The sequence below is a fragment of the Peribacillus sp. NPDC097895 genome, assembly GCF_050277555.1.
Taxonomy (GTDB): domain Bacteria; phylum Bacillota; class Bacilli; order Bacillales; family DSM-1321; genus Peribacillus.
The window spans coordinates 143,342-168,119 of the sequence record NZ_JBNNSH010000002.1 but is presented as its reverse complement, the minus strand read 5'-3'; the positions used below and the strand labels follow the sequence as shown (position 1 = coordinate 168,119).

Below are 24,778 nucleotides of genomic sequence, written 5' to 3'. Positions count from 1 at the left end.
GTATCGGTAAGCGGGCAGGTGTTGGATGAGTTAAGCCAAGTAGCGCCTGTTTTGAGATGTATACAGGGGCCTATTTCATTCTATTCAAAGGGATGTGTGATACTTGATGGAGTTCAAGGAAATGAATAATCAAGAAATGGAGAAAGCGCTTCAAACAAACGTTACACACGGTTTGGACGATGATGAAGTAAAGGACAGGCTGCGAAAGCATGGTTATAACGAGTTGAAGGAAGGGGAAAAACAATCAGCCATTCTTTTATTTTTCGCACAATTCAAAGATTTCATGGTTATAGTTTTACTTGCAGCGACCTTGGTCTCTGGGATTTTGGGTGAATATATCGATGCGATTGCCATCATGGCGATTGTTTTTTTGAATGGATTACTAGGTTTTTTTCAAGAACGGAAGGCTGAAAAGTCACTGGATGCCCTAAAGGAAATGGCGGCACCGCAAGTCAACGTACTTCGGGATGATCATTGGCTGAAAATCCCTTCGAGAGAAGTCGTTGTGGGGGATATCCTGAAGTTTTCCAGCGGTGACCGAATTGGCGCCGATTTGCGGATTGTCGACCATTCAAGCCTTGAAATCGAAGAGTCGGCACTTACCGGCGAGTCACTCCCGGCTGTTAAATGTTCCGATCCAGTGATGAATGAGGTCGATGGTATCGGTGATCAAGAAAATATGGCTTTTATGGGAACAATGGTTACAAGAGGGAATGGAGTCGGAATAGTCATCGCTACAGGAATGAACACGGCAATGGGCAAGATTGCTGACCTGCTTCAGACGGCAGAAACAAAAGAAACGCCGCTTCAACGGCGGTTGGAACAGCTAGGTAAAATTTTGATCGTCACGGCTTTGATATTAACGGTTATCGTCGTGCTGACTGGCGTCATTCAAGGGCATGATCTGTATACGATGTTTTTAGCAGGGGTATCTTTGGCAGTTGCGGCGATTCCTGAAGGTTTGCCGGCCATTGTGACTGTAGCCTTGTCTTTGGGCGTTCAGCGTATGATTAAACAAAAAGCGATTGTCCGTAAGCTTCCTGCAGTCGAAACGCTTGGTTGTGCAACGGTTATTTGCTCAGATAAAACAGGTACACTGACGCAAAACAAAATGACAGTAACGAAAGTTTGGAGCGGGGGGAAAACTTGGGATGTCAGCGGGACTGGGTATAATCCTGTAGGGGAGTTTTCTTTACGGGGAGTTTCAGTCGCTCCAAAAAACCATAATGCCTTGCTTCAGATCATTACCTTCGGAATGCTCTGTAATAAAGCTGAGTTAAATGAGAATAGAAAACAATATGTATTAGACGGTGATCCGACAGAAGGGGCGATGTTGGTCGCGGCAATGAAAGCAGGCTTGACGAGGGAACACCTATCAAAGAGGTTTACAATAGTCAAGGAGTTTCCATTCGACTCGAGCCGCAAAATGATGAGTGTCATAGTGAAGGATGATAAAGATAACCATTTCGTCATTGTCAAAGGGGCCCCTGACGTATTGATCGCTCAGTCAGATACGATTCTTTGGGAAGGAAAGTCGGAAATATTGAATCGCGAAAGTAAGGAAAGGGTGCAACAGGACATGAATGAGCTTGCCTCACAGGCACTTCGAATGATTGCCGTTGGTTATAAACCACTTTCAAAAGGACAGATTTTGCTTCATGAAACAGAAGCAGAACGCAATTTGACCTTTATGGGACTGCAGGGCATGATTGATCCTCCACGACCGGAAGTGAAGCAGGCAGTTAAGGAATGCCGTGATGCAGGAATCAAAACAGTCATGATTACTGGCGATCATGTAATAACCGCAAAGGCAATAGCCAAAGAGCTTGGTATTTTAAAAGGAAAAGACCGTGTACTTGAAGGGCGGCAATTGACCGACATGGAAGTCGGTGAGCTTGAGGAATTAGTGGAAAGTGTTTCGGTATTTGCCCGCGTTTCCCCGGAACATAAGTTGAAAATCGTAAAAGCCTTGCAAAATAAAGGACATGTCGTTGCCATGACAGGGGACGGTGTCAATGATGCACCTGCAATAAAATCAGCGGATATCGGTATCTCCATGGGTATCACCGGGACTGATGTCGCTAAAGAGGCATCTTCCTTGATATTGGTTGATGATAATTTTGCAACCATTAAATCGGCCATTAAAGAAGGCAGGAACATTTATGAAAACATCAGGAAGTTCATCCGATACTTGCTTGCTTCCAATGTTGGGGAGATTTTGGTCATGTTTTTTGCGATGCTATGTGCTTTGCCCCTACCTTTGATTCCAATCCAAATCTTATTCGTGAACCTTGTTACGGACGGACTTCCTGCGATGGCGTTGGGATTGGATTCGGCAGAAGAAGATGTGATGAAAAGAAATCCCAGAAATGCTAAGGAAGGTGTTTTCGGCAGAGGCCTTGGCTGGAAGATCATCTCACGCGGTTTTCTCATTGGAATTTCAACACTGATAGCATTTTATGTGGTATACCGTGCAAATCCGGATAACCTTCCGTATGCACAAACAATCGCGTTCGCTACCCTTGTTCTTGCTCAACTAATACACGTTTTCGATTGCCGAAGTGAACGTTCGATCTTCTCGAGAAATCCATTCGGTAACCTCTATCTAGTGGGTGCGGTACTGTCTTCCCTCTTATTGATGCTTGCAGTCATGTATGTGCAGCCTTTGCAAACGATCTTCCATACCGTACCGATTTCAGGGAGGGATTGGCTATTAGTAGTAGGAATGTCGTCCATCCCAACTTTTTTACTAGCTGGAACCTTTTTAGCAAGAAAAGCGCAATGAAATATGTTATAATCTTTAAGGTGGTAGAGTTTTGCTCTATTGCCTTTTTATTTTTGTAGTCTTTTATTTGAAAGCTAAAGCGTTTCAGCTATTAGCTGATATATAATGAATGTAAATGCCAAATTACTACATTATGTTTGATAGGAAGTGAAACCATGGTTACCAGTATGACGGGCTATGGAAGAGAAGAAGCTGAAAACGACCAGGTCAAGGTTTTAGCCGAAATTAAGACGGTGAACCATCGTTTTTGTGAATATACGATTCGAATGCCGCGCCAGCTTCTGGTTTTGGAAGAAAAGCTGAAGAAAAAGGCGAATCAATACATAAGAAGGGGACGGGTGGAAATCTTCATTACAGTGGAAGGTGAGAGCCTGGTTTCCAAAAAGGTGAAGATTGATTGGGATCTAGCTAATCAGTATGTGAATTTGATGGATGAAGTCAAGGGGAAATATAATCTGGAAAGTTCCATTACATTACAGGATATGCTGCAGCTTGAATCAATTTTCATCACGGAAGAAGTACCGGTGGTACCTGCCGATTTGGGAGCCCTGTTATTGAAGGCTGCCACTGGGGCCTTGGAAAATTTGAAAAAAATGCGGACTCAGGAAGGTCAGGAACTGGTCCTGGACATGAACCATCAGCTTAAAAAGTTTGGTGAGATTGTAGCAGGGCTCAAAAATTATGCACCTTCTGTCGTCGAGAAATATAAAGCCCGGTTGGAAATCAAACTAGCTGAGTTGGCAGACGGATTGATTGAAGATAGCCGTATTGTGACAGAAGCGGCCATTTTTGCTGATAAATGTGATATAAATGAAGAACTGACGAGACTTGAAAGCCATGTACAGCAATTTTCAAGGACGCTTACCCATAGTGAACCAATTGGTAGAAAACTTGACTTCCTAGTCCAGGAAATGAATCGGGAAGTTAATACGATAGGATCAAAGGCTAATGATTCGGCCATTACCAAAGAAGTGGTGGAAATGAAAAGTCTACTTGAAAAATTAAAAGAACAGGTTCAAAATATCGAGTAGTCGGTTTATGATGTACGTAACAAGGTGACAATAGATATGAATGGGGGACAAAAATGTCAATTAAGCTCATTAATATTGGTTTTGGGAATATCGTTTCCGCAAACCGGATCGTATCCATCGTGAGCCCTGAATCGGCTCCGATTAAAAGGATTATCCAAGACGCCCGAGATCGCGGATCCTTAATAGATGCTACATATGGTAGAAGAACCAGGGCCGTTATAATTACAGACAGCGACCATGTCATCTTATCCGCCGTTCAACCGGAAACGGTTGCCGCACGGCTTCAAGATAGAGATGACAGCGTAGAAGAGGGGTAACTGAAACAATATGAGAGAAAAAGGTTTATTAATCGTTTTGTCCGGTCCATCCGGTGTAGGTAAAGGAACAGTAAGGAAGGCAATTTTTTCTCAGCCTGGAACGGCATTTGAATATTCAATTTCGATGACGACACGGCTGCCTCGCCATGGTGAAGTGGATGGAGTGGACTATTTCTTCAAAAAACGTGAGGAATTCGAAGCACTGATCGAAGAAGGCAAACTGCTTGAATATGCTGAGTTCGTCGGTAATTATTATGGAACACCTGTGGATTATGTCCGTGAGACGATTGATTCCGGAAAAGATGTTTTTCTGGAGATTGAAGTTCAAGGAGCTAAACAGGTTCGGGAGAAATTCCCTGAAGGACTTTTCATTTTCCTTGCTCCCCCAAGCTTGACAGAACTCGAGAGCCGGATCGTTACACGCGGCACCGAGACGGAGGAAGCGATAAAAGGCCGGATGAAAGTGGCCAAGGAAGAGATAGAACTTATGGATCTATATGATTATGTTGTTGAAAATGATCATGTGGATGCCGCATGTGCTAGAATTAATGCAATTGTAATTGCCGAGCATTGCCGTCGGGAAAGAGTTGCTGTTTTATATAAAAAAATGTTGGAGGCGGAATAAACTATGTTATATCCATCAATTGATTCTCTATTATTAAAAATCGATTCTAAATACTCACTTGTATCAGTGGCAGCTAAACGTGCCAGGGAAATGCAAATTAAAGATAACTGCCTGATCACTAAACCGGTTTCTCATAAATCAGTAGGTCGTGCACTTGAAGAAATCCATTCTGGTAAATTGACTTACGATAATTCTTACGAAGAAAACTAAGAGAACACATAAGCTTGACCTATCGGGTCTGACACCCTAAAGCAAACAGGATGCGTTACATTTGGAAAGTTGCTTCCTTCCTGCGGCCAAGGTGTCAGGCCTGTTTGTTTTGATTTTCCACAGTAAAGCTGACGGAAGGCAATTCATGAAGCAAAGATATGGAATGTTTAAAGGAAACCATATGTAATTGCGCATATCAAATGAAATTTCTTCTGTTATCCTTCATAATTAAGAAAAATAGAATGTATAGTTAGGGGAAATCTGCATGCTTATCAATAAAAATGTACTTCTTTGTGTCACCGGCGGAATTGCTGTATATAAGGCTGCTGCCCTGACCAGTAAATTAACGCAGGAAGGTGCGCATGTTAAAGTGATCATGAGTGAATCGGCACGTCAGTTCGTGACTCCGCTAACCTTTCAAGCACTTTCGAGAAATGATGTGTACACAGATACATTTGATGAAAAGGACTCTTCGGTCATTGCCCACATCGACTTGGCAGACTGGGCGGATATCAACCTTGTGGCCCCAGCTACTGCGAATGTCATTGGTAAGATGGCCAATGGAATCGCGGATGATATGATCACAACCACACTTCTGGCGACGGAGGCACCTGTTTGGGTAGCACCGGCAATGAACGTGCACATGTACGCCCACCCAGCCGTTCAGAAAAACATGGAGACGCTTCGCACTTTCGGATATCAATTCATTGAACCTGGTGAAGGGTATTTGGCATGCGGTTATGTAGGGAAAGGGCGATTGGAGGAACCGGAAACGATCGTAGAGCATCTCAAACATTATTTCGGTGCATTGAATTCACAGCCCTTGCCCCTTAAAGGGAAGAAATATTTGATAACGGCAGGACCGACTCGTGAAGCAATCGATCCGGTGCGCTACGTGACGAATCATTCCAGCGGGAAAATGGGCTATGCCCTAGCTGAGCAGGCAGTAGAACAGGGTGCTGATGTGACATTGATTACTGGTCCTGTGGGTTTGACGCCGCCTTCCAAGGCTAAAGTCATACCTGTGGAATCGGCAGCAGATATGTATGATGCGGTTTTCAATCATTTCGAGACTAGTGATGTCGTAATCATGACGGCTGCAGTGGCTGACTATAAACCGAAGTTTTATCATGTTCAAAAGATGAAAAAACAGCCAGGGGAAAATGTGATTGAATTTGAACGGACGAAGGATATCCTTATGGAACTGGGTGAGAATAAAACCCATCAGTTTTTAGTAGGATTTGCGGCTGAAACAAACAACGTTGAAGAATACGCAAGAGGGAAATTAGTGAAAAAAAATGCAGATATGATCGTTGCCAATAATGTCACCGTCGCGGGAGCAGGATTTGGAACGGATACGAACATCGTGACCATTTACGATAAGAATGGAAGTGCAGTCGAACTTCCCAAAATGAGTAAAGCGGATATAGCTAAAAGCATTTTGGCAGAAGTATCTCGCATGCAAAAGGAATGATGTCTTATGGATATTGCATCCGTCATTGTGGATGTACCTGCTAAACAAACGGATCGAGAATTTGACTATCGCATACCTGAAAAGTGGAAACAAGTCATCAAGCCCGGAATGCGAGTCATCGTGCCATTTGGTCCAAGAATGGTGCAGGGATTCGTCACCGGTTTAAAAGCTACAAGCGATTTTACAAAATTACGTTCTATAAAAGAACCGATGGATTTGGAGCCCATCCTCAATGATGAATTGCTTCAGCTGGGAGACTGGTTGACCAAAGAGGCCATGTGTTTTAAAATATCAGCGCTACAAGCCATGCTTCCGGCAGCGATGAAAGCGAAGTATGAAAAAGTGATCAATGTCATTGAAGATAAAAGGAACCAGCTCCCGCCATTCGTGCAAAGTCTTTTCGGAAAGAATGAATCACTATCCTGGAAGGAAGTTATTGAAGGTGAGAATGCCTCCCTTTTTCAAAAAGAAATACAAAATGGCAATCTAGAGCTCGTCTATAATGTGAAAAACCGTCTTAATAAGAAGACGGTACGGGTTATTAAATCTTTGCTTTCCACTACGGAACTGAAAGAAATGGCGTCAGCACTTTCCGGTCATGCAAAAAAACAACAAGAACTACTTCAATATTTTATTGAACATCAAGAACCCGTTCCTTTAAAAGAATTACTTGAATCGACCAACACATCAAGCAGTACCGTCAAATCCTTAGTGTCAAAAGGGGCATTGGCGGAAATGGATCAGGAAATATACCGTGACCCTTATGAGAATCGTGTATTCGAAAAATCCAATCCCTTTACATTAACAGATGAGCAAGCAGCAGCCCTGAAACCAATCCAAGAGAAAATACATCATGATGAACATGATGTCTTCCTTTTATATGGTGTAACCGGGAGCGGGAAAACGGAAGTGTATTTGCAAGCCATTGCCTCTGTCATTGAAAAAGGGAAGGAAGCCATCATGCTGGTGCCTGAAATCTCCTTGACGCCACAAACGGTGAAGAGGTTCAAGGAACGCTTTGGGGAGCAGGTCGCAGTCATGCATAGTGGTTTGTCGGTAGGTGAAAAATATGATGAATGGCGAAAAATTCACCGAAAAGAGGTAAAAGTGGTGGTGGGCGCGCGTTCAGCCGTGTTTGCTCCTTTTGAAAACCTGGGACTGGTCATCATTGATGAAGAGCACGAATCCAGTTATAAGCAAGAAGAAACGCCTCGATACCATGCCAGGGATGTTGCCATTGAAAGAGCAAAATCATATCAATGTCCGGTTATTCTTGGTAGCGCCACTCCTACACTAGAGTCCTTTGCACGAGCTAAGAAAAACGTCTATGAATTACTGACCCTTAGTCAGAGGATGAATAAAAATGCATTGCCTGCTGTGGACATTGTAGATATGAGGGAAGAACTAAGAACGGGAAACCGTTCCATGTTTTCGGAGCTGCTCTTTACCAAACTGAAAGACCGGCTTGAAAAGGGTCAGCAAACTGTCCTGATGCTAAATAAACGGGGGCATTCATCCTTTGTAATGTGCCGAAGCTGCGGATTGGTCATCAACTGCCCTAATTGTGACATTTCACTCACCTATCATCGCTTTAATGATATAATGAAATGCCATTATTGTGGATTTGAAGAGGGGATGCCTTCCGTTTGCCCAGAATGTGAAAGCGAACATATACGGTTCTTTGGTACAGGCACTCAAAAGGTTGAGGAAGAGCTTGCGAAAATCCTCCCTGATGCACGAGTAATAAGGATGGATGTCGACACAACAAGTAAAAAGGGTTCGCATGAGCGGTTGCTGAATGCCTTTGGTGAAGGGAAGGCAGATATATTACTAGGCACCCAAATGATTGCAAAGGGCCTTGATTTTCCTAATATCACTCTTGTTGGAGTCCTTTCAGCTGATACGATGCTTCATTTACCTGATTTTCGTTCCTCGGAAAAGACCTTCCAGCTCCTGACACAGGTCAGCGGAAGGGCAGGACGCCATCAACTACCGGGAGAAGTGGTCATCCAGACCTATACGCCTGAGCACTACAGCATCGAGCTTTCTGCCCTGCAGGATTATGATGCTTTCTATGAACGGGAGATGCATCTCCGCAGGCAAAGTCATTACCCACCCTATTATTATGTTGTCCTTATAACTGTTTCACATGAAGATTTAATGAAAACAGTGAGTGTTACTGAAAAAATTACCAATTATTTAGGTTCCCGATTGAATCGGGATTCAATCGTTCTCGGTCCGGTTGCTTCGCCTATTAGTCGAATCAACAATAGATATCGTTATCAATGTCTGATAAAATACAAACGAGAGCCGGAGCTTACTCAGCATTTACGGACACTTTTAGAGCATTATCAAAAAGAAACGGCTCAAAATCATCTGCAGATTTCAATAGATTTAAATCCACAGATCATGATGTAATTGTTTAAGAGTTGGATGATTGCCGCGAGCTTTTCTAAAGCTTGCGTTTTTATATAATGAAGTGTTGTTTTTCATATCTAGGAGGGTATCTTTAATTTTGGCTATTTTACCGATTGTCTTGTTTCCTGATAAAATTTTACAACAAAAATGCGATAAAATAACAAGTTTTGATAAAAAATTGGCAAAGCTGTTAAATAACATGTACGAAACGATGGTAGAAGCGGATGGTGTTGGTATTGCTGCACCTCAGGTTGGCGTGAAAAAGCAAGTTGCTGTCGTCGAAATAGAGGAAGGATCAGGTGCAATCGAACTGATTAATCCAGAAGTGCTGGAAATGAAGGGCGAACAGACTGGTGTTGAAGGCTGCTTGAGCTTCCCGAGTTTATACGGTGAGGTATCGCGCCCATACAGCGTCAAGGTTCGGGCACAAGACCGAAAAGGAACTTTTTTCGAGATAGAAGCGGAGGATTTCCTCGCAAAGGCCCTTCTGCACGAAATCGATCATCTGCAAGGTGTTTTATTCACTAGTAAGGTTTCCCGCTATATTTCGGAAGAAGAGTTAGAAAGGTTTGAAGAAGAATGACAAAAATTATATTTATGGGAACACCGGACTTTTCAGTTCCGGTGTTGAAAAGAATCATTGATGAAGGATATGACGTGATTGCTGTCGTCACACAGCCCGATCGTCCAGTTGGCCGAAAAAAGGTGCTAACGCCCCCGCCAGTTAAGGTCGAAGCCGAAAAGCAGGGGATTCCCGTTTATCAGCCCGAAAAAATCCGTGAAAAAGAAGAACTTGAAAAAATCATTGCATTGAATCCTGACTTAGTGGTGACAGCAGCTTTCGGACAAATCCTTCCGAATGAATTGCTAGAAGCTCCTAAATACGGATGTATTAATGTACATGCATCCCTGCTCCCTGAACTGCGTGGAGGGGCGCCCATCCATTATTCGATCTTACAGGGGAAAGAAAAGACAGGAATTACCATCATGTATATGGCGGAGAAATTGGATGCCGGGGATATATTGACTCAGGCGGAAGTTACCATAGAGGAAGAAGATAACGTCGGCACATTACATGATAAATTAAGCATAGTAGGGTCAGATTTACTTGCTGTGACACTGCCGAAACTTTTAAATAAAGAGTTGCCCGCGATTAAGCAAGATGAAGATAAAGCGACTTTCGCACCTAACATTAAACGGTCGGAGGAAAAAATCGACTGGTCGAAAACAGGGGAAAACATCTATAACCATGTACGTGGCCTGAATCCTTGGCCTGTTGCCTATACTACCTTAAATGGGGCCATTTTAAAAATTTGGCAGGCGAAAAGACTGGAACATGGCAATCGGGCAGTGCCGGGCACGATTATTGATGTACGAAATGATGGTTTCATCGTTTCGACTGGCAATGAGACGGCGATACTAGTTACTGAACTGCAGCCTTCAGGGAAGAAAAAAATGCCGGCGAAAGATTACTTGCGCGGAGCCGGATCGTTCATTAAAGCAGGCATGAAGTTAGGAGAACAGAATGAAGCAAACTAAAAAGGGAGTACGTGAAATCGCTCTCGATATTTTGGAATCTGTAGAGAAAAACCAATCCTACAGTAACCTACTACTAAACAACCTGATTAAAAAGCACCAGTTATCCGCTGTGGACAGTGGTTTGCTTACAGAAATAAGCTACGGGACCATACAGCGGAAGATGACTTTGGATTACTATTTGAATCCGTATATTAAACAACCCCAAAAAACGCAAAGCTGGGTCATCAATTTACTTAGGCTTTCCGTTTATCAAATGGTTTATTTAGATAAAGTGCCAGATCATGCGATTATTTTCGAGGCTGTCGAAATCTCTAAAAAGCGTGGGCATAAGGGTACATCATCAATGGTCAATGGAGTGCTCCGTAATATTCAGAGAAATGGTGTTCCTTCTCTTGATGATATCAAAGGCGATATTGAACGGCTATCCATCGAAGTAAGCCATCCAGCTTGGCTGGTCAACCGCTGGGTAGAGCAATTTGGGTTTGAAAAAACAAGGGAAATGTGTGAAATCAATCTTACTGCACCATTGCAGACGGGACGGGTGAATTTAAAGAAGATTTCACGCAGTGAATTGATCAGCATATTAACGGAAGAAGGATATGACGTTGAAGCGAGTGAAGTCGTTCCCGAGGCGATCGTCAGCTATAAAGGTAATCTAGCACATTCTGAAAGCTATAAATTGGGGTATTTATCAATTCAGGACGAAAGTTCAATGCTTGTTGCCCATGCGTTGGGTGCAAATGAAAATGATGCTGTACTCGATTGCTGTGCTGCACCTGGGGGGAAAACGACTCATATCGCAGAAGGCTTAACCACTGGACAGGTATATGCGCTAGACCTTCATGAGCATAAGGTAAAGCTCATCAAAGAGCAGGCAGAGCGTCTGAAGCTGAGAAACAATATTAAGACAATGGCACTTGATAGCAGAAAAGTGCAAGAACATTTTAATAAAGAAGGGTTTGACCGGGTCTTGATAGATGCACCATGCTCAGGATTGGGAGTGATGCGCCGGAAGCCGGATGTAAAGTACACAAAAACAAAAGATGATATAATGAAACTCTCAAGTATACAAAAACAATTATTGGAAGCTGCTGCCCCGCTTGTAAAGCAAGGCGGACGGTTAGTATATAGTACATGTACGGTGGATAGAGAAGAAAATGACAAAGTTGCTGCAGCATTTTTGGAAAACCATCCGGAATTTGAAAGCGATGCATCCTTGTCCTCAAGAATGCCAAAAAGCGTTCAGCCATTTATCGAGGGCCATACGTTGCAAGTTTTTCCGCAATATTTTAGCAGTGACGGATTCTTTATTGCGAGTTTTAGAAAGAAGGTGCTGTAATGGCAGAAATCACTAAATCATCCAGAGTAAGAAAAGACACAACACCAGAAAAACCATCGATTTATTCATTAGAGCTACATCAGATTAAAGAATGGCTTATTCAAAATGGCGAGAAGGCATTCCGGGCCGATCAAGTTTATGACTGGCTTTATAAAAAGCGTGTCTCTAGTTTTGAGGATATGTCCAACCTTTCGAAATCTTTACGGGATAAGCTGGAATCCCAATTCACATTCACAACATTGAAAACTTTGATTCAGCAAACGTCCAATGATGGAACGATGAAGTTTTTATTTGAACTCCATGATGGATATTCGATTGAAACGGTGTTGATGCGCCATGAATACGGAAACTCCATTTGTGTGACAACACAGGTTGGTTGTAGAATTGGCTGTACCTTCTGTGCATCGACACTTGGCGGTTTAAAGCGAAACCTAGAATCAGGGGAAATTGTTGCCCAGGTCGTTAAAGTTCAGCAGGCACTTGACGAAGTGGAAGAACGTGTTAGCTCTGTGGTTATCATGGGTATCGGTGAACCATTCGATAACTATGATAATATGATGTCATTCTTGAAGAATATAAACCATGAAAAAGGCTTGAACATCGGAGCACGACATATTACCGTTTCTACAAGTGGAATCATTCCTAAGATCTATAAATTTGCAGAAGAAAGCATGCAAATCAACTTTGCTGTTTCCTTGCATGCACCGAACACGGACTTGAGAAGTAAATTGATGCCGATCAACAAAGCCTACAAACTACCAGACTTGATTGAGGCCATCAAATACTATACAGAAAAAACAGGGCGCCGTGTAAGTTTTGAATATGGTCTATTCGGTGGCGAAAATGATACAGTGGAACACGCCGAAGAATTAGCCGCTCTAATAAGTGGGATAAAATGCCATGTCAACTTAATTCCGGTTAACTATGTACCGGAACGCAACTATGTACGTACACCTCGGGACCAAATTTTTGAGTTTGAAAAAACATTGAAAAAGCGCGGCATTAATGTAACAATCCGAAGGGAACAAGGCAGTGATATTGACGCAGCCTGCGGCCAGCTTCGGGCCAAGGAGCGCAAAGAAGAGACGAGGTGACCCTATGAGGGCAATATTTAAAACAGACCGTGGAAAAGTCCGCCAGCATAATGAAGATAATGGCGGAATCTTTAAGAACTCGGAAGGCGTTCGCCTTGCCATCGTTGCAGATGGCATGGGCGGCCACCGTGCCGGGGATGTAGCAAGTGCAATGACGATCGACCTTTTGAAAAAGGGCTGGGAGGTATCCAGCGGGATCGAAACGGCAAATGATGCGGAGGACTGGCTGAAACAGCAAATCTTCTTGGTCAATCAGTTGCTTTTTGAACATGCCGAAGCGAATACAGAATGTAAGGGCATGGGAACCACCATTGTTGCAGCCATCTGTACTGACAAGTTTGCGACCATTGCCAACATCGGGGACAGCCGTTGTTATTTGTATAATGAGAGTGGTTTTAAGCAGGTCACGGAAGATCATTCACTTGTTAACGAATTGGTTCGTTCTGGGCAGATAACGAAGGAAGATGCAGAAAATCATCCACGAAAAAATGTTTTATTACGAGCCTTAGGGACTGAAACGCAAGTGGAAATGGACATCACGACGGTCATCTTCGAAGAAAGTGATTTACTTTTGCTTTGTTCGGACGGTTTAACGAATAAAGTGAGTGAACAGGAACTGGAAGAAACGGTTACCAATGGACAGCCACTTGAAGAAAAGGCGAATTCATTAATAGATAAGGCCAATCACTACGGTGGGGAAGATAATATCACCCTTGTGCTTGTTCAATTTACTGATGAAAGCGAAAGCAGGTGAATTGAATGTTGATTGGTAGAAGAATCAACGGCCGCTATAAACTGATCAAAATGGTCGGCGGCGGCGGTATGGCGAATGTTTACCTTGCAAGGGATATGATTTTAGATAGGGATGTTGCATTGAAAATTCTTCGCATGGATTTCAATAATGACGAAGAGTTCATCAAGCGCTTCAATCGGGAAGCGCAATCGGCAACCAGTTTGGCCCATCCCAATATTGTAAGTATTTATGATGTTGGTGAAGAAGATTCCATCTACTATATTGTAATGGAATACGTGGATGGTTTTACACTTAAGCAATACATACAAAAGTATTATCCCATTCCAGTTGAAAAAGCGTTGGATATCATGAAGCAAATCACGGCAGCGATTTCGCATGCCCATCACAATGGGATCATACATCGTGACATAAAGCCACAGAACATTTTGATTGATAAAGAAGGAACCGTCAAGATTACGGACTTTGGAATTGCTTTGGCCTTAAGTGCAACAAACATAACCCAGACGAATGCAGTCTTAGGCTCCGTTCATTACTTGTCACCAGAACAGGCTAGGGGCGGGATGGCCAATAAGAAATCGGACATTTATTCACTTGGCATCGTCATGTTTGAATTACTGACGGGGAGATTGCCTTTTTCGGGTGAATCTGCCGTTTCGATAGCACTTAAACATTTACAATCGGAAACTCCATCGCCAAAACGCTGGAACTCTGAAATACCTCAGAGTGTGGAAAATATTATCTTAAAGGCGACAGCCAAAGATTCATATTACCGCTATGAAAGCGTAGACTCAATGGAAGATGATATACGTACGTCGCTGAATCCTGAGCGTTCAAACGAGCTGCCGTTTGCGATACCTGAAGATCATGATGCAACTAAAGCCATTCCCGTCATTACGGATGATCAGCTTTCAAGCGTTGATGAGACAATCATAAGAGGCCCGGAAAAAAACACCCTAGTCTATGCGGAAGATGGCGAAAGTGAATCAGAAGAAGACGTTAAAACGAACAAGAAACTGAAGAAACAAAAGAAACAGAAAAAACAAAAAACGAAGTCTAAACAAAAAGATAAAAAACGAAAGAAAATGCCAGCCATTTTAGTGACCATCTTTTTAGTCCTCGCGCTGCTTGCCGTTTTATCTGTCACTATAGGGCCTTCCCTATTCGGTTCGAGGGAAGTGACGATCCCTGATCTTAAAGGGAAAGAATTGGAAGATGCCATTACTGAATTGCTTAAATTGGATTTGGTCATCGGAGATACGATCCAGATTGAAGATGAAGAGGTTGAATCGGGCTTGGTGATCAAAACCAACCCTAAGGAAGGCAGGACGGTCAAGGTAGGTGCAGAAATCGATATTTATCAAAGTATTGGTAAAGAAACGATATCATTGTCCAGCTATGAAGGAAGACATTACTCGGATGTTAAATCCCTGCTTGATAAAATGGGCTTCAAAAATATTAGCGTGACCGAAAAATATGATGACAGTGCTGCCGGTACAATCATAAATCAAACGCCTTCGGGTGCCACTGAAATCGTCCCATCCGAGACGGAGCTTGAGTTAACGGTGAGTAAAGGGGAAGATTTATTGAGTTTAAAGAACCTGACAGGGTTCAATGAAGCTGGGCTTAATGATTATTCCAACGAAAGTGGAATAAAGATCGATGTGGAAGAAGAAGTCTATGATGATTCCGTCGCTGAAGGGCTTGTCATTTCGCAGTCACCTGAACCTGCTACAAAAGTGGAAAAAGGCAGTACAGTGAAAGTCGTCCTTTCAAAAGGGAAAGAAGAGATTCCTCCTAAGAATGTAACGGAGGAAATCAAGATCGAGTATGATCCGATTGAGCCAGGCAAAGCGCAAAAAGTACAAATTTTCATAGAGGATATCAACAATAGCATGACCGAGCCTAAAGAATCATTCTTTATTGTGGAAGATGCCAAGCGAACGATTGAATTAACGGTATCCCCAGATAAGAAAGCTGGATATAAAGTCATGCGGGACAATCAGGTCATCATTGACCAAGCCGTCTCTTATCCCGACTAAATTTAATAATTAGGAGTGTGGTTATGCCCGAAGGAAAAATTATCAAAGCATTAAGTGGATTTTATTATGTCCTTGATGGAGAAGAGGTCTTTCAATGCCGCGGACGGGGAGTATTCAGGAAAAACAAGATTACGCCACTTGTTGGTGATTATGTGGTTTTCCAAGCAGAAAATAAAACGGATGGGACCGTAACCGAAATAAAACCGCGAAAGAATGAATTGATTCGTCCGCAGATATCAAATGTAGACCAAGCCATCCTTGTCTTTTCGGCAGTTGAACCTGATTTCAGTCCAGCATTGCTTGATCGATTTCTCGTGCTTATCGAAGATAACGAAATCGAACCCATTATTGTCGTGACGAAACTGGACTTGGTTACTTCTGAAAACCGAAAAAAATTGTCTCAGTATATCAAAGACTATCAGAAACTTGGATATACGGTACTGGAGACATCGTCCGTCACCGCTGGAGGGATTGAAGAACTAGTTCCGTTTTTAGAAGGAAAAACGAGTGTTTTTGCCGGTCAGTCCGGAGTTGGGAAATCATCTTTACTGAATGCGATCAATCCTGAATTGGCTTTAAAGACAGATGATATTTCATCACATCTAGGACGCGGAAAGCATACAACGCGTCACGTTGAGTTGATTCATATTGGATCTGGACTTGTCGCGGATACACCGGGATTCAGTTCACTTGAATTCATGGAAATGGAAGCTGAACGGTTATCCTATTGCTTCCCGGAAATGCATAAGCATGGGGAAGACTGTAAATTCCGGGCTTGCTTGCATGATAAAGAACCGAAGTGTGCCGTAAAGGATGCAGTTGATGCCGGTGAGATTCCGCGTTATCGATATGAGCATTATATGCAATTCCTAGAAGAAATTAGAGATAGAAAGCCGAGGTATTGATATGGTTAAAATTGCGCCATCCATTTTATCAGCTAACTTTGCAAAATTGGGAGAAGAGATTCTGGATGTGGAAAGGGGCGGAGCGGATTTAATCCATGTAGATGTCATGGATGGACATTTCGTGCCGAACATTACGATAGGCCCGCTCATTGTCGATGCTATCCGACCGGTGACAAAGCTTCCGATTGATGTTCACTTAATGATTGAAAAACCCGATCTTTATATCGAGGCGTTTGCTAAAGCGGGAGCCGATTATATAACTGTACATGTAGAGGCATGCACTCATTTGCATCGGACGATACAATTAATTAAATCTTTTGGTGTAAAGGCAGGCGTTGTGCTTAACCCAGCAACTCCAGCTTCCTTGCTCCAACCTATAATCGAAGATATTGACATGGTGCTGTTGATGACAGTTAACCCAGGTTTTGGCGGGCAAAAGTTCATCACATCCGTACTGCCAAAAATTGCTGAAGTGAAGGCGATGGCAGACATGTTTAATCAGAATCTTGAAATAGAGATTGATGGTGGAGTAAATGAAGAAACGGCTAAACTTTGTATTGAACAAGGTGCAACAGTTCTAGTGGCCGGATCAGCAATATATAATCAAGAAGATCGCCACGCAGCGATTCAAAAGATTCGGGGAAAGTGAGATAAAGCCGACATTATCGTATCCATATGATAGTGATCGGCTTTTTTTAACAATGTTAAAAAAGCATCTCTGATATGAATATACGTAGAAAAGGAAGATGTTCATGATTATAAGTATAATGGCTGGAGGTCCAGAATGTTTGTTGCCTGATTTGACGAGATATAAAGAGATGACTGATTTTTGGGTTGGGGTTGATAGAGGAGTATGGTCCCTGCTTGAAAAAGGTATCGAACCTAAGTGTGGTTTTGGGGATTTTGATTCAGTCTCGGAAGATGAATACAGGAAAATTGAGCAAAGGCTCGAACAAATCAATCTATATTCTTCCGAAAAGGATGAAACGGATTTAGAAATCGCATTTAAATGGGCAATAAATCAAAAACCAAGAGAAATTCATATTCTGGGCGCTACAGGGGGGAGAATGGATCATTTTCTCGGTAATATCCAACTGCTCCAAAAAGAAAGTGTCCTCCCGAATCATACCGATATTGATATATACATAGTCGATCAGCAAAATATATTCACAGTAAAGACAGCAGGCTCATATCAGGTCACTGCTTTGAAAGATAAGAAGTACTTGTCATTGCTCCCTGTTACGGCAAAAGTCACTGGGATTACACTATCGGGCTTCAAATACCCATTGAGTGATGCAAGCCTTGAAATAGGTTCGACACTCTGTATCAGCAATGAACTAATTTCCGAATCTGGGAATGTTTCATTTGAGGAAGGCATATTAATGGTGATAAGAAGCAGTGATTAAAATTCATGCTTAGAGCAGATTCGGATATAATTACGATCATCCTATATCCGCTTAAAAGCTTATGTTGTAATAGAAAAATTCCACTTCATCTTAATTTGTGGGATGCAAAGAGGAGGGGCATGATGAAATTTTATACGATTAAATTGCCAAAAGTTCTGGGCAGTTTGGTAAGGGCTATGCTCGGAGCGTTTAAAAAAGGCTGATACTTATCTCCATGACACCTCTCAAATTCAGGGAGGTGTTATTTTTCGGGATTTCTGGGGGATAATGAAAGGGGGTGGCCATCCATTAATGGGTGATGACTTCTTTTCTTGATGCAACTAGAGACCTTATCAACGAAATAATTAACCATCCCCATTAAAAATGCCAGCCATTTCAAGTAAAAAGGCATCCTTAGAGGATGCCGTAACATTATACGCGTTCTACTTTGCCCGATTTAAGAGCTCTTGCAGAAACGTATACACGTTTAGGTTTACCGTCAACTAAAATACGTACTTTTTGAAGGTTAGCGCCCCATGTACGCTTGCTAGCGTTCATTGCGTGAGAGCGGCTGTTACCAGAACGAGTTCTTCTTCCAGTGATTACACATTTACGTGCCATGTTCAATTCCCTCCTAACTACAACAAGCTTAAGTTTTCGCAGTCGTCTTAAGTCTTTGTAAAATACTTTAATAATTTATCATACCTACCGGGAGAATGCAATACTTCAGTTAATTACTTTCAAGAAAAAAACCTTGACATACATACTTTAAAATTGAATTATATTAAGTACCGTACGACATTTACTTTTAAAACCATAGACATTATAGTAAAATGTCTTTAGTTGATTGATTTTTTGGGAGGGAAAAGAAAATGTCTATCGAATTACAAACGAAATATGGACAAATTGATATATCTAATGATGTTATCGCTACTGTAGCAGGCGGCGCAGCTGTGGATTGCTACGGAATTATAGGAATGGCTTCCAAAAAACAATTTAAAGACGGCATTGCCGAAATTTTAAGAAAAGAAAACTTTACTAAGGGTGTAATAGTCCGTCAAGAAGAGGAAGAAGTTCATATCGATATGTATATTATCGTAAGTTATGGAACGAAAATCTCGGAAGTTGCACATAATGTGCAATCAAAGGTGAAATACACTCTGGACAAAACTGTAGGATTAGCTGTTGATTCCGTTAACATTTTTGTGCAGGGAGTTCGTGTGACGAACCCTTAAGTATAGGAGGAAAGTTTTGTGTCAATTACAAGTTTAAACGGAAAGCGCTTTGCAGAAATGATCATTCAAGGTGCCAATCATTTAGCGGCTAATGCCCAAATGGTTGATGCATTGAATGTTTTCCCTGTTCCAGATGGAGATACTGGAACGAATATGAACTTATCGATGACTTCCGGAGCGAAGGAAGTGCAAAATAACGTCCAGGAACACATCGGAAAAGTGGGTACCTCCCTTTCAAGAGGACTGCTAATGGGCGCTCGCGGTAATTCGGGTGTAATCCTTTCACAACTTTTCCGCGGTTTTGCTAAAGCGATTGAACATAAATCGGAAATCAATAGTGAAGAATTTGCCGAAGCATTTGAAGCAGGAGTTCAGACAGCTTATAAAGCTGTAATGAAACCAGTTGAAGGAACGATTTTAACGGTTGCAAAAGATGCTGCCAAGCAAGCGGTTTCATCAGCGGCCAAGCACCAAGACCTCATTCAGGTAATGGAAGAAATCGTCACGGAGGCTAATGCTTCATTAAAACGCACACCGGATCTTCTTCCCGTTTTAAAAGAAGTTGGAGTAGTTGATAGCGGTGGACAAGGGTTGGTTTTCGTATATGAGGGCTTCCTTGCTGAGCTGAAAGGTGAAGCCCTTCCAGTACGATCTGCAAATGGCCCAAGTATGGATGACTTGGTCAGTGCCGAGCATCACATGAATGTACAAGGACATATGAACACGGAAGATATCGTGTTTGGCTACTGCACTGAATTCATGGTCCGATTGGAAAGTGAAAAACTTGCCAATAAACCGTTTGACGAAGAAAAATTCCGTAATGATTTAAGTGAATACGGAGATTCGTTGCTGGTCATTTCAGATGATGAAGTTGTCAAAGTACATATTCACTCAGAACAGCCTGGCACGTGTCTGAATTATGGACAGCAATACGGTAGCTTGATCAAACTGAAAATCGATAATATGCGCGAACAGCATACTGCGATTGTAGGTGAAACGAATACGCCGCTCCAAACGAAACCGGCAGCGAAAGATAAATTCGGTGTAGTGTCGGTAGCAATGGGTGCCGGCATCAGTGAGCTATTCAAAAGCATCGGCGCTAAGTCTGTCATCGAAGGCGGACAAACGATGAACCCCAGCACGGAAGATATTGTAAAAGCAGTTGAAGAGGCACATGCAGAACATGTCATCATCTTGCCTAACAATAAAAATATCATTATGGCAGCCAATCAAGCTGCAGATGTCCTTGGTGATCACGTGATTGTCATTCCATCGAAAACAGTACCACAGGGGATGGCTGCATTATTGGCTTTCAACCCATCTCTGGATGCGGCCGAGAATAAAAAGGTGATGATTGAAGCCCTTTCACATGTGAAAACGGGCCAGATTACTTATGCTGTCCGGGATACCAACATTGACGGCCTTTCAATTGAGACCGGAGATTTCATGGGAATTGCTGAAGGAACCATCAAAGTGAAGGATAAAGACATGACGCAGGCGGCAAAAGACCTTCTTTCTGAGATGATTGACGAAGATTCCGAAATCCTGACCATCTTATATGGAGAAGATGCACCAACAGAAGATGTCGAAGGACTAGTTGCGTTTTGTAATGAGAATTTCGAAGATGTTGAAGTTGAAGTCCATAATGGAAAACAACCATTATATTCTTACATTTTTTCAATTGAATAAGAAAAGCATCATGAAGATAAGGGAGACTGATTCGTCTCTTTGATTTGAAGGATTCTGAAAAAATAAAAGGCAATAAACTGCATATGTCATTAGGCTATGCAGTTTATTTTTTGTGTAATAAAGGATTAGAAACAGCATGTTTGGAATTACGTTATATTTGGCGTTATTATTAAACCATCTCCCAGTGTTTCCCTTGGGTTCAGTTCTAAAGAAGGAGGAGCAACTCATGAAATTTAGAAGTGTATTCGATATAATTGGCCCTGTTATGATCGGCCCCTCTAGTTCCCATACTGCAGGCGCTGCAAGAATAGGGAGGGTTGCCAGGAATTTATTCGACCGGGAACCCAAATGGGCCCACATTTCCTTTTACGGTTCGTTTGCCAAAACCTATAAAGGCCATGGAACGGATGTGGCCATTGTAGGAGGCTTGCTTGATTTTGATACGTTTGACGAGAGAATTAAAGAATCACTGGAAATAGCCCGCAAAAAGAAAATCAAAATTACATTCCGCGAAGAGGAAGCTGTCCCGGAACATCCCAATACAGCAAAAATAACGGTGGGTGATGATGATGGTGAACTTGAACTTGTCGGAATTTCGATTGGCGGGGGCAAGATTGAAATTGTCGAACTGAATGGATTTAAATTGAGGCTATCCGGCCACAACCCAGCCATACTCGTCGTTCATGATGACCGATTTGGTGCCATTGCCAATGTTTCTAACATTTTAGCCAAGCATCAAATCAATATTGGCCAGATGGAAGTTTCCCGTAAAGAGAAAGGGAAGATGGCTTTGATGACCATTGAAGTGGATCAAAACTTGGAGGATCGAGTCATTGATGAAATTACAGCTCTCCCTAACATTACTCAAGTAGCGAGGATTGTTGATTGATAGAGGGCAATCGTTTCCACTTAGGAAGGAGAAGATATCATGTTTCGTAATGTAGCGGAATTAGTAGAGTTAGCTGATTCAAAGCAGAAAAAAATATCAACACTGATGATTGAACAGGAAATGGAAGTAACCGGAAAAAGCCGCGAACAAATCATCCGCCAGATGGGAGTCAACCTGGATGTGATGGAGCAGGCTGTTGAAAAGGGACTCCAAGGTGTAAGGTCCGTTTCCGGCCTGACGGGCGGGGACGCAGTCCTTCTTCAGAATTACATTAAATCCGGAAATTCCTTATCCGGTGAAATGCTGTTGGATGCGGTCAGCAAAGCGGTGGCAACAAACGAAGTGAACGCAGCGATGGGAACCATTTGTGCGACACCCACTGCCGGATCAGCGGGTGTGGTGCCTGGAACCCTTTTTGCATTGCAAAATAAATTAAAACCGAGCCGGGAAGAGAAAATTGAGTTCCTCTTTACAGCAGGAGCATTTGGTTTTGTCGTAGCGAATAATGCCTCGATCTCAGGTGCTGCAGGAGGCTGTCAGGCGGAAGTTGGTTCGGCTTCAGGCATGGCAGCGGCAGCCATCGTGGAAATGGCAGGAGGATCACCTGCGCAAAGTGCAGAAGCTATGGCAATCACTTTAAAGAACATGCTTGGTCTTGTATGTGACCCTGTTGCTGGGCTTGTGGAAGTACCTTGTGTGAAGCGGAATGCCATGGGGGCAGCCAATGCTATGGTTGCCGCTGATATGGCGTTAGCGGGGATCACAAGCCGTATACCATGTGATGAAGTAATTGATGCGATGTACAAAATAGGTCAAACGATGCCATCTGCTCTTAGGGAAACTGCACAAGGAGGATTAGCGGCTACACCAACTGGACGGGAGTTGGAAGCGAAAATCTTTGGCATACCGCTGAATAAAAAGTGAAATCCAGTCTACATGACCCCATAACGGCAGTAAAAGGCATTGGCAGTGAAACGTCTGCAGCTTTGGAGGAAATGGAGATCCATACCGTCAAGGATCTCCTGGAATACCTTCCTTATCGCTATGAAGATTACAGATTGAGAGATTTAGAAACGGTCGAGCATGAAGAGAGGGTTACCGTAGAAGGAAAGATTCATACGGTGCCCACGTTAGGGTACTTTGGGAAGAAAAAATCCAGGCTTACGATTAAATTATTGACTGGAAGATATTTAATAAATGTCATTTTTTTTAACCAGCCATATCTAAAGTCCAAGCTTGCGATAGGTGAAAACGTAACAGTAACTGGAAAATGGGATCGTCATCGTCAAACCATCACAGGCTCGGAGTGCCACGTTGGGAATCATAGCCAGGAGAATGAGTTCGAACCTGTGTATTCAGTGAAGGGCAGCATTACGGTTAAAGGGCTGCGCCGCTTTATCTCCAATGCTTTTTCTCAGTATGGGGCCAAGATAGAAGAAAACATGCCCCCGCAGTTATTGGCGACATACAAACTGATGCCTCGTAATGATGCTCTTCGTACCATGCATTTCCCTCTATCGGCTAATGATATTAAGAAGGCTCGACGCCGTTTTGTATATGAAGAATTTTTATTGTTTCAACTCAAAATGCAGGCGCTTCGTAAAGTACAGCGAGAGCAGTCAAAAGGAATAGGTCAAAAATTTGATGAGGGTCTTGTGGAAGCATTCGTTGAAACTCTACCTTTCCCTTTGACGAACGCTCAAAATAGGGTCGTCGAGGAAATATTGACTGATATGAAATCTCCTTACCGGATGAATCGACTCCTTCAAGGGGATGTTGGATCAGGAAAAACGGTTGTTGCCGCCATATGCCTGAAAGCGACGATTACAGCTGGTTTCCAAGGCGCACTTATGGTGCCAACGGAAATCTTGGCCGAGCAGCATACGCAATCATTGAAGGCCATGTTAGAACCGAGTGGGGTAAAGGTCGCATTGTTGACCAGTTCGGTAAAAGGCAAAAAGCGCAAGGAACTGTTGCAAATGCTTGAATCCGGGGAGCTCGACCTTTTGATAGGAACGCATGCATTAATACAGGATGAAGTGAATTTTCGGAACCTCGGTCTTGTCATAACGGATGAACAACATCGTTTCGGAGTGGAGCAGCGTCGGATCCTTCGTGAAAAAGGTGCAAACCCGGATGTTTTATTCATGACGGCCACACCGATTCCACGCACGCTCGCAATAACGGTATTTGGCGAAATGGACGTCTCCACGATAGACGAAATGCCTGCCGGGCGTAAAGCAATAGAAACCTATTGGGCGAAACACCAAATGCTTGACAGGATTTTAACTTTTGTCGAAAAGGAATTAAAAAAAGGGAGACAGGCCTACGTCATCTGTCCCCTGATTGAGGAGTCTGAGAAACTGGATTCTTTACAAAATGTTCTAGATGTACATGCAATGCTTACGCAGTACTTTGCGAACAGGTACAAAGTAGGGCTCATGCATGGGCGCCTGCCAGCGGATGAAAAAGACGAAGTCATGCAGCAGTTTAGTGCCAATGAAGCGCAAATCCTAGTCTCTACTACGGTTGTGGAAGTTGGAGTGAATGTTCCTAATGCAACGGTAATGGTCATATATGATGCGGAGCGATTTGGACTTTCCCAGTTGCATCAGTTACGGGGTAGAGTTGGCCGGGGAAGTGACCAGTCATTTTGCATTCTCCTGGCAGATCCAAAAACGGAAGTTGGCAAGGAACGGATGAAAATCATGACCGAGACGAATGATGGTTTTGCCCTTTCGGAGAAAGATCTGGAACTCCGAGGCCCTGGTGACTTCTTCGGCAAAAAACAAAGCGGTCTTCCTGAGTTTAAAGTAGCCGACATGGTCCATGATTATAGGACGTTGGAGGTGGCAAGGATGGATGCTGCAAAATTGATTGCTTCACAAAGCTTTTGGCATTCCCCGGAGTATGCACCGATACGGAACTATTTAGAGGAAACGGGCGTATTTACGGGAGAAAAGCTGGACTGAACAAAAAAATGGATTTGCAGGTTGCGAGAAATTGCACAATTTCTTGCAATCTGTTTTTAAAATATATATACTACTATT

At 42.8% G+C, this 24,778-nt stretch carries 23 protein-coding genes; 22 read left to right on the top strand and 1 reads right to left on the bottom strand.

Annotated features, from left to right (window positions below; translation table 11 throughout):
* Window positions 1–106: 106 nt before the first annotated feature.
* The 17 genes from ACQKMH_RS12080 (at window position 107) to spoVM (ending at window position 18,139) form a co-directional block, all read left to right on the top strand.
* Window positions 107–2,785 (top strand): calcium-translocating P-type ATPase, SERCA-type, encoded by a 2,679-nt coding sequence (locus ACQKMH_RS12080; RefSeq protein ID WP_427588490.1) that lies wholly within the window; start codon window positions 107–109, stop codon window positions 2,783–2,785.
* A 155-nt stretch (window positions 2,786–2,940) separates the two neighbouring features.
* Complete coding sequence (locus tag ACQKMH_RS12075) at window positions 2,941–3,816, top strand: YicC/YloC family endoribonuclease (RefSeq protein WP_427587713.1); 876 nt, start codon at window positions 2,941–2,943, stop codon at window positions 3,814–3,816.
* A gap of 53 nt (window positions 3,817–3,869) precedes the next feature.
* Window positions 3,870–4,133, top strand: a complete 264-nt coding sequence (remA, locus tag ACQKMH_RS12070) for an extracellular matrix/biofilm regulator RemA (RefSeq protein WP_034313813.1) — start codon at window positions 3,870–3,872, stop codon at window positions 4,131–4,133.
* Between the two features lie 10 nt (window positions 4,134–4,143).
* On the top strand, window positions 4,144–4,758 hold the full coding sequence (gene gmk / locus ACQKMH_RS12065) for a guanylate kinase (protein WP_034313809.1): 615 nt from the start codon (window positions 4,144–4,146) through the stop codon (window positions 4,756–4,758).
* A 3-nt stretch (window positions 4,759–4,761) separates the two neighbouring features.
* Entirely contained in the window at window positions 4,762–4,968 is a 207-nt protein-coding gene (gene rpoZ, locus ACQKMH_RS12060; RefSeq protein ID WP_101224607.1) for a DNA-directed RNA polymerase subunit omega, read from the top strand.
* A 265-nt stretch (window positions 4,969–5,233) separates the two neighbouring features.
* Window positions 5,234–6,442: a bifunctional phosphopantothenoylcysteine decarboxylase/phosphopantothenate--cysteine ligase CoaBC gene (gene coaBC, locus ACQKMH_RS12055; protein ID WP_427587712.1), complete on the top strand. Its 1,209-nt coding sequence runs from the start codon at window positions 5,234–5,236 to the stop codon at window positions 6,440–6,442.
* A 6-nt stretch (window positions 6,443–6,448) separates the two neighbouring features.
* A complete protein-coding gene (gene priA, locus ACQKMH_RS12050; protein WP_427587711.1) occupies window positions 6,449–8,860 on the top strand; it encodes a primosomal protein N' in 2,412 nt (803 codons plus the stop codon).
* Between the two features lie 97 nt (window positions 8,861–8,957).
* A complete protein-coding gene (gene def / locus ACQKMH_RS12045) occupies window positions 8,958–9,443 on the top strand; it encodes a peptide deformylase (protein ID WP_427587710.1) in 486 nt (161 codons plus the stop codon).
* Window positions 9,440–10,399 (top strand): methionyl-tRNA formyltransferase, encoded by a 960-nt coding sequence (gene fmt, locus ACQKMH_RS12040; protein ID WP_427587709.1) that lies wholly within the window; start codon window positions 9,440–9,442, stop codon window positions 10,397–10,399. The genes def and fmt overlap by 4 nt, the downstream gene beginning before the upstream one ends.
* On the top strand, window positions 10,386–11,738 hold the full coding sequence (gene rsmB / locus ACQKMH_RS12035; protein WP_427587708.1) for a 16S rRNA (cytosine(967)-C(5))-methyltransferase RsmB: 1,353 nt from the start codon (window positions 10,386–10,388) through the stop codon (window positions 11,736–11,738). Before fmt ends, rsmB begins: the two co-directional genes overlap by 14 nt.
* Complete coding sequence (gene rlmN, locus ACQKMH_RS12030; protein WP_427587707.1) at window positions 11,738–12,832, top strand: 23S rRNA (adenine(2503)-C(2))-methyltransferase RlmN; 1,095 nt, start codon at window positions 11,738–11,740, stop codon at window positions 12,830–12,832. The genes rsmB and rlmN overlap by 1 nt, the downstream gene beginning before the upstream one ends.
* Before the next feature lie 4 nt (window positions 12,833–12,836).
* Window positions 12,837–13,586 (top strand): Stp1/IreP family PP2C-type Ser/Thr phosphatase, encoded by a 750-nt coding sequence (locus ACQKMH_RS12025; RefSeq protein WP_427587706.1) that lies wholly within the window; start codon window positions 12,837–12,839, stop codon window positions 13,584–13,586.
* 5 nt (window positions 13,587–13,591) lie between these two features.
* Complete coding sequence (gene pknB / locus ACQKMH_RS12020) at window positions 13,592–15,625, top strand: Stk1 family PASTA domain-containing Ser/Thr kinase (protein ID WP_427587705.1); 2,034 nt, start codon at window positions 13,592–13,594, stop codon at window positions 15,623–15,625.
* A 23-nt stretch (window positions 15,626–15,648) separates the two neighbouring features.
* Window positions 15,649–16,530 (top strand): ribosome small subunit-dependent GTPase A, encoded by an 882-nt coding sequence (gene rsgA, locus ACQKMH_RS12015; RefSeq protein WP_427587704.1) that lies wholly within the window; start codon window positions 15,649–15,651, stop codon window positions 16,528–16,530.
* 1 nt (window position 16,531) lies between these two features.
* Window positions 16,532–17,179, top strand: coding sequence for a ribulose-phosphate 3-epimerase (gene rpe, locus ACQKMH_RS12010; protein ID WP_427587703.1), 648 nt, complete (start codon window positions 16,532–16,534; stop codon window positions 17,177–17,179).
* Between the two features lie 103 nt (window positions 17,180–17,282).
* Window positions 17,283–17,936: a thiamine diphosphokinase gene (locus ACQKMH_RS12005; protein ID WP_427587702.1), complete on the top strand. Its 654-nt coding sequence runs from the start codon at window positions 17,283–17,285 to the stop codon at window positions 17,934–17,936.
* Between the two features lie 122 nt (window positions 17,937–18,058).
* A complete protein-coding gene (gene spoVM / locus ACQKMH_RS12000; RefSeq protein WP_034313769.1) occupies window positions 18,059–18,139 on the top strand; it encodes a stage V sporulation protein SpoVM in 81 nt (26 codons plus the stop codon).
* A 208-nt stretch (window positions 18,140–18,347) separates the two neighbouring features.
* Here spoVM and rpmB read toward each other — a convergent pair whose 3' ends face one another.
* Window positions 18,348–18,536 (bottom strand): 50S ribosomal protein L28, encoded by a 189-nt coding sequence (rpmB, locus tag ACQKMH_RS11995; RefSeq protein WP_034313767.1) that lies wholly within the window; start codon window positions 18,534–18,536, stop codon window positions 18,348–18,350.
* Between the two features lie 251 nt (window positions 18,537–18,787).
* On the opposite strand from rpmB, the gene ACQKMH_RS11990 reads away from it, so the two are divergent.
* The 5 genes from ACQKMH_RS11990 (at window position 18,788) to recG (ending at window position 24,700) form a co-directional block, all read left to right on the top strand.
* A complete protein-coding gene (locus ACQKMH_RS11990) occupies window positions 18,788–19,150 on the top strand; it encodes an Asp23/Gls24 family envelope stress response protein (RefSeq protein WP_048684651.1) in 363 nt (120 codons plus the stop codon).
* Between the two features lie 18 nt (window positions 19,151–19,168).
* Entirely contained in the window at window positions 19,169–20,839 is a 1,671-nt protein-coding gene (locus tag ACQKMH_RS11985; RefSeq protein WP_427587701.1) for a DAK2 domain-containing protein, read from the top strand.
* Window positions 20,840–21,065: 226 nt separating this feature from the next.
* Entirely contained in the window at window positions 21,066–21,728 is a 663-nt protein-coding gene (sdaAB, locus tag ACQKMH_RS11980) for an L-serine ammonia-lyase, iron-sulfur-dependent subunit beta (protein ID WP_427587700.1), read from the top strand.
* 39 nt (window positions 21,729–21,767) lie between these two features.
* Window positions 21,768–22,652: an L-serine ammonia-lyase, iron-sulfur-dependent, subunit alpha gene (gene sdaAA / locus ACQKMH_RS11975; RefSeq protein ID WP_427587699.1), complete on the top strand. Its 885-nt coding sequence runs from the start codon at window positions 21,768–21,770 to the stop codon at window positions 22,650–22,652.
* Complete coding sequence (gene recG, locus ACQKMH_RS11970) at window positions 22,649–24,700, top strand: ATP-dependent DNA helicase RecG (protein WP_427587698.1); 2,052 nt, start codon at window positions 22,649–22,651, stop codon at window positions 24,698–24,700. The genes sdaAA and recG overlap by 4 nt, the downstream gene beginning before the upstream one ends.
* Window positions 24,701–24,778 lie beyond the last annotated feature (78 nt).

Bases quoted from the DNA above. Each gene is read 5' to 3' on its own strand.
- rpmB (WP_034313767.1), bottom strand. From the start codon at position 18,536: ATGGCACGTAAATGTGTAATCACTGGAAGAAGAACTCGTTCTGGTAAC.
- ACQKMH_RS12080 (WP_427588490.1), top strand. From the start codon at position 107: ATGGAGTTCAAGGAAATGAATAATCAAGAAATGGAGAAAGCGCTTCAA.
- rlmN (WP_427587707.1), top strand. From the start codon at position 11,738: ATGGCAGAAATCACTAAATCATCCAGAGTAAGAAAAGACACAACACCA.
- spoVM (WP_034313769.1), top strand. From the start codon at position 18,059: ATGAAATTTTATACGATTAAATTGCCAAAAGTTCTGGGCAGTTTGGTA.
- pknB (WP_427587705.1), top strand. From the start codon at position 13,592: ATGTTGATTGGTAGAAGAATCAACGGCCGCTATAAACTGATCAAAATG.
- rsgA (WP_427587704.1), top strand. From the start codon at position 15,649: ATGCCCGAAGGAAAAATTATCAAAGCATTAAGTGGATTTTATTATGTC.
- rsmB (WP_427587708.1), top strand. From the start codon at position 10,386: ATGAAGCAAACTAAAAAGGGAGTACGTGAAATCGCTCTCGATATTTTG.
- priA (WP_427587711.1), top strand. From the start codon at position 6,449: ATGGATATTGCATCCGTCATTGTGGATGTACCTGCTAAACAAACGGAT.
- ACQKMH_RS11990 (WP_048684651.1), top strand. From the start codon at position 18,788: ATGTCTATCGAATTACAAACGAAATATGGACAAATTGATATATCTAAT.
- gmk (WP_034313809.1), top strand. From the start codon at position 4,144: ATGAGAGAAAAAGGTTTATTAATCGTTTTGTCCGGTCCATCCGGTGTA.
- remA (WP_034313813.1), top strand. From the start codon at position 3,870: ATGTCAATTAAGCTCATTAATATTGGTTTTGGGAATATCGTTTCCGCA.
- sdaAA (WP_427587699.1), top strand. From the start codon at position 21,768: ATGTTTCGTAATGTAGCGGAATTAGTAGAGTTAGCTGATTCAAAGCAG.
- coaBC (WP_427587712.1), top strand. From the start codon at position 5,234: ATGCTTATCAATAAAAATGTACTTCTTTGTGTCACCGGCGGAATTGCT.
- ACQKMH_RS12025 (WP_427587706.1), top strand. From the start codon at position 12,837: ATGAGGGCAATATTTAAAACAGACCGTGGAAAAGTCCGCCAGCATAAT.
- fmt (WP_427587709.1), top strand. From the start codon at position 9,440: ATGACAAAAATTATATTTATGGGAACACCGGACTTTTCAGTTCCGGTG.
- sdaAB (WP_427587700.1), top strand. From the start codon at position 21,066: ATGAAATTTAGAAGTGTATTCGATATAATTGGCCCTGTTATGATCGGC.
- ACQKMH_RS12075 (WP_427587713.1), top strand. From the start codon at position 2,941: ATGGTTACCAGTATGACGGGCTATGGAAGAGAAGAAGCTGAAAACGAC.
- rpoZ (WP_101224607.1), top strand. From the start codon at position 4,762: ATGTTATATCCATCAATTGATTCTCTATTATTAAAAATCGATTCTAAA.
- ACQKMH_RS12005 (WP_427587702.1), top strand. From the start codon at position 17,283: ATGATTATAAGTATAATGGCTGGAGGTCCAGAATGTTTGTTGCCTGAT.
- rpe (WP_427587703.1), top strand. From the start codon at position 16,532: ATGGTTAAAATTGCGCCATCCATTTTATCAGCTAACTTTGCAAAATTG.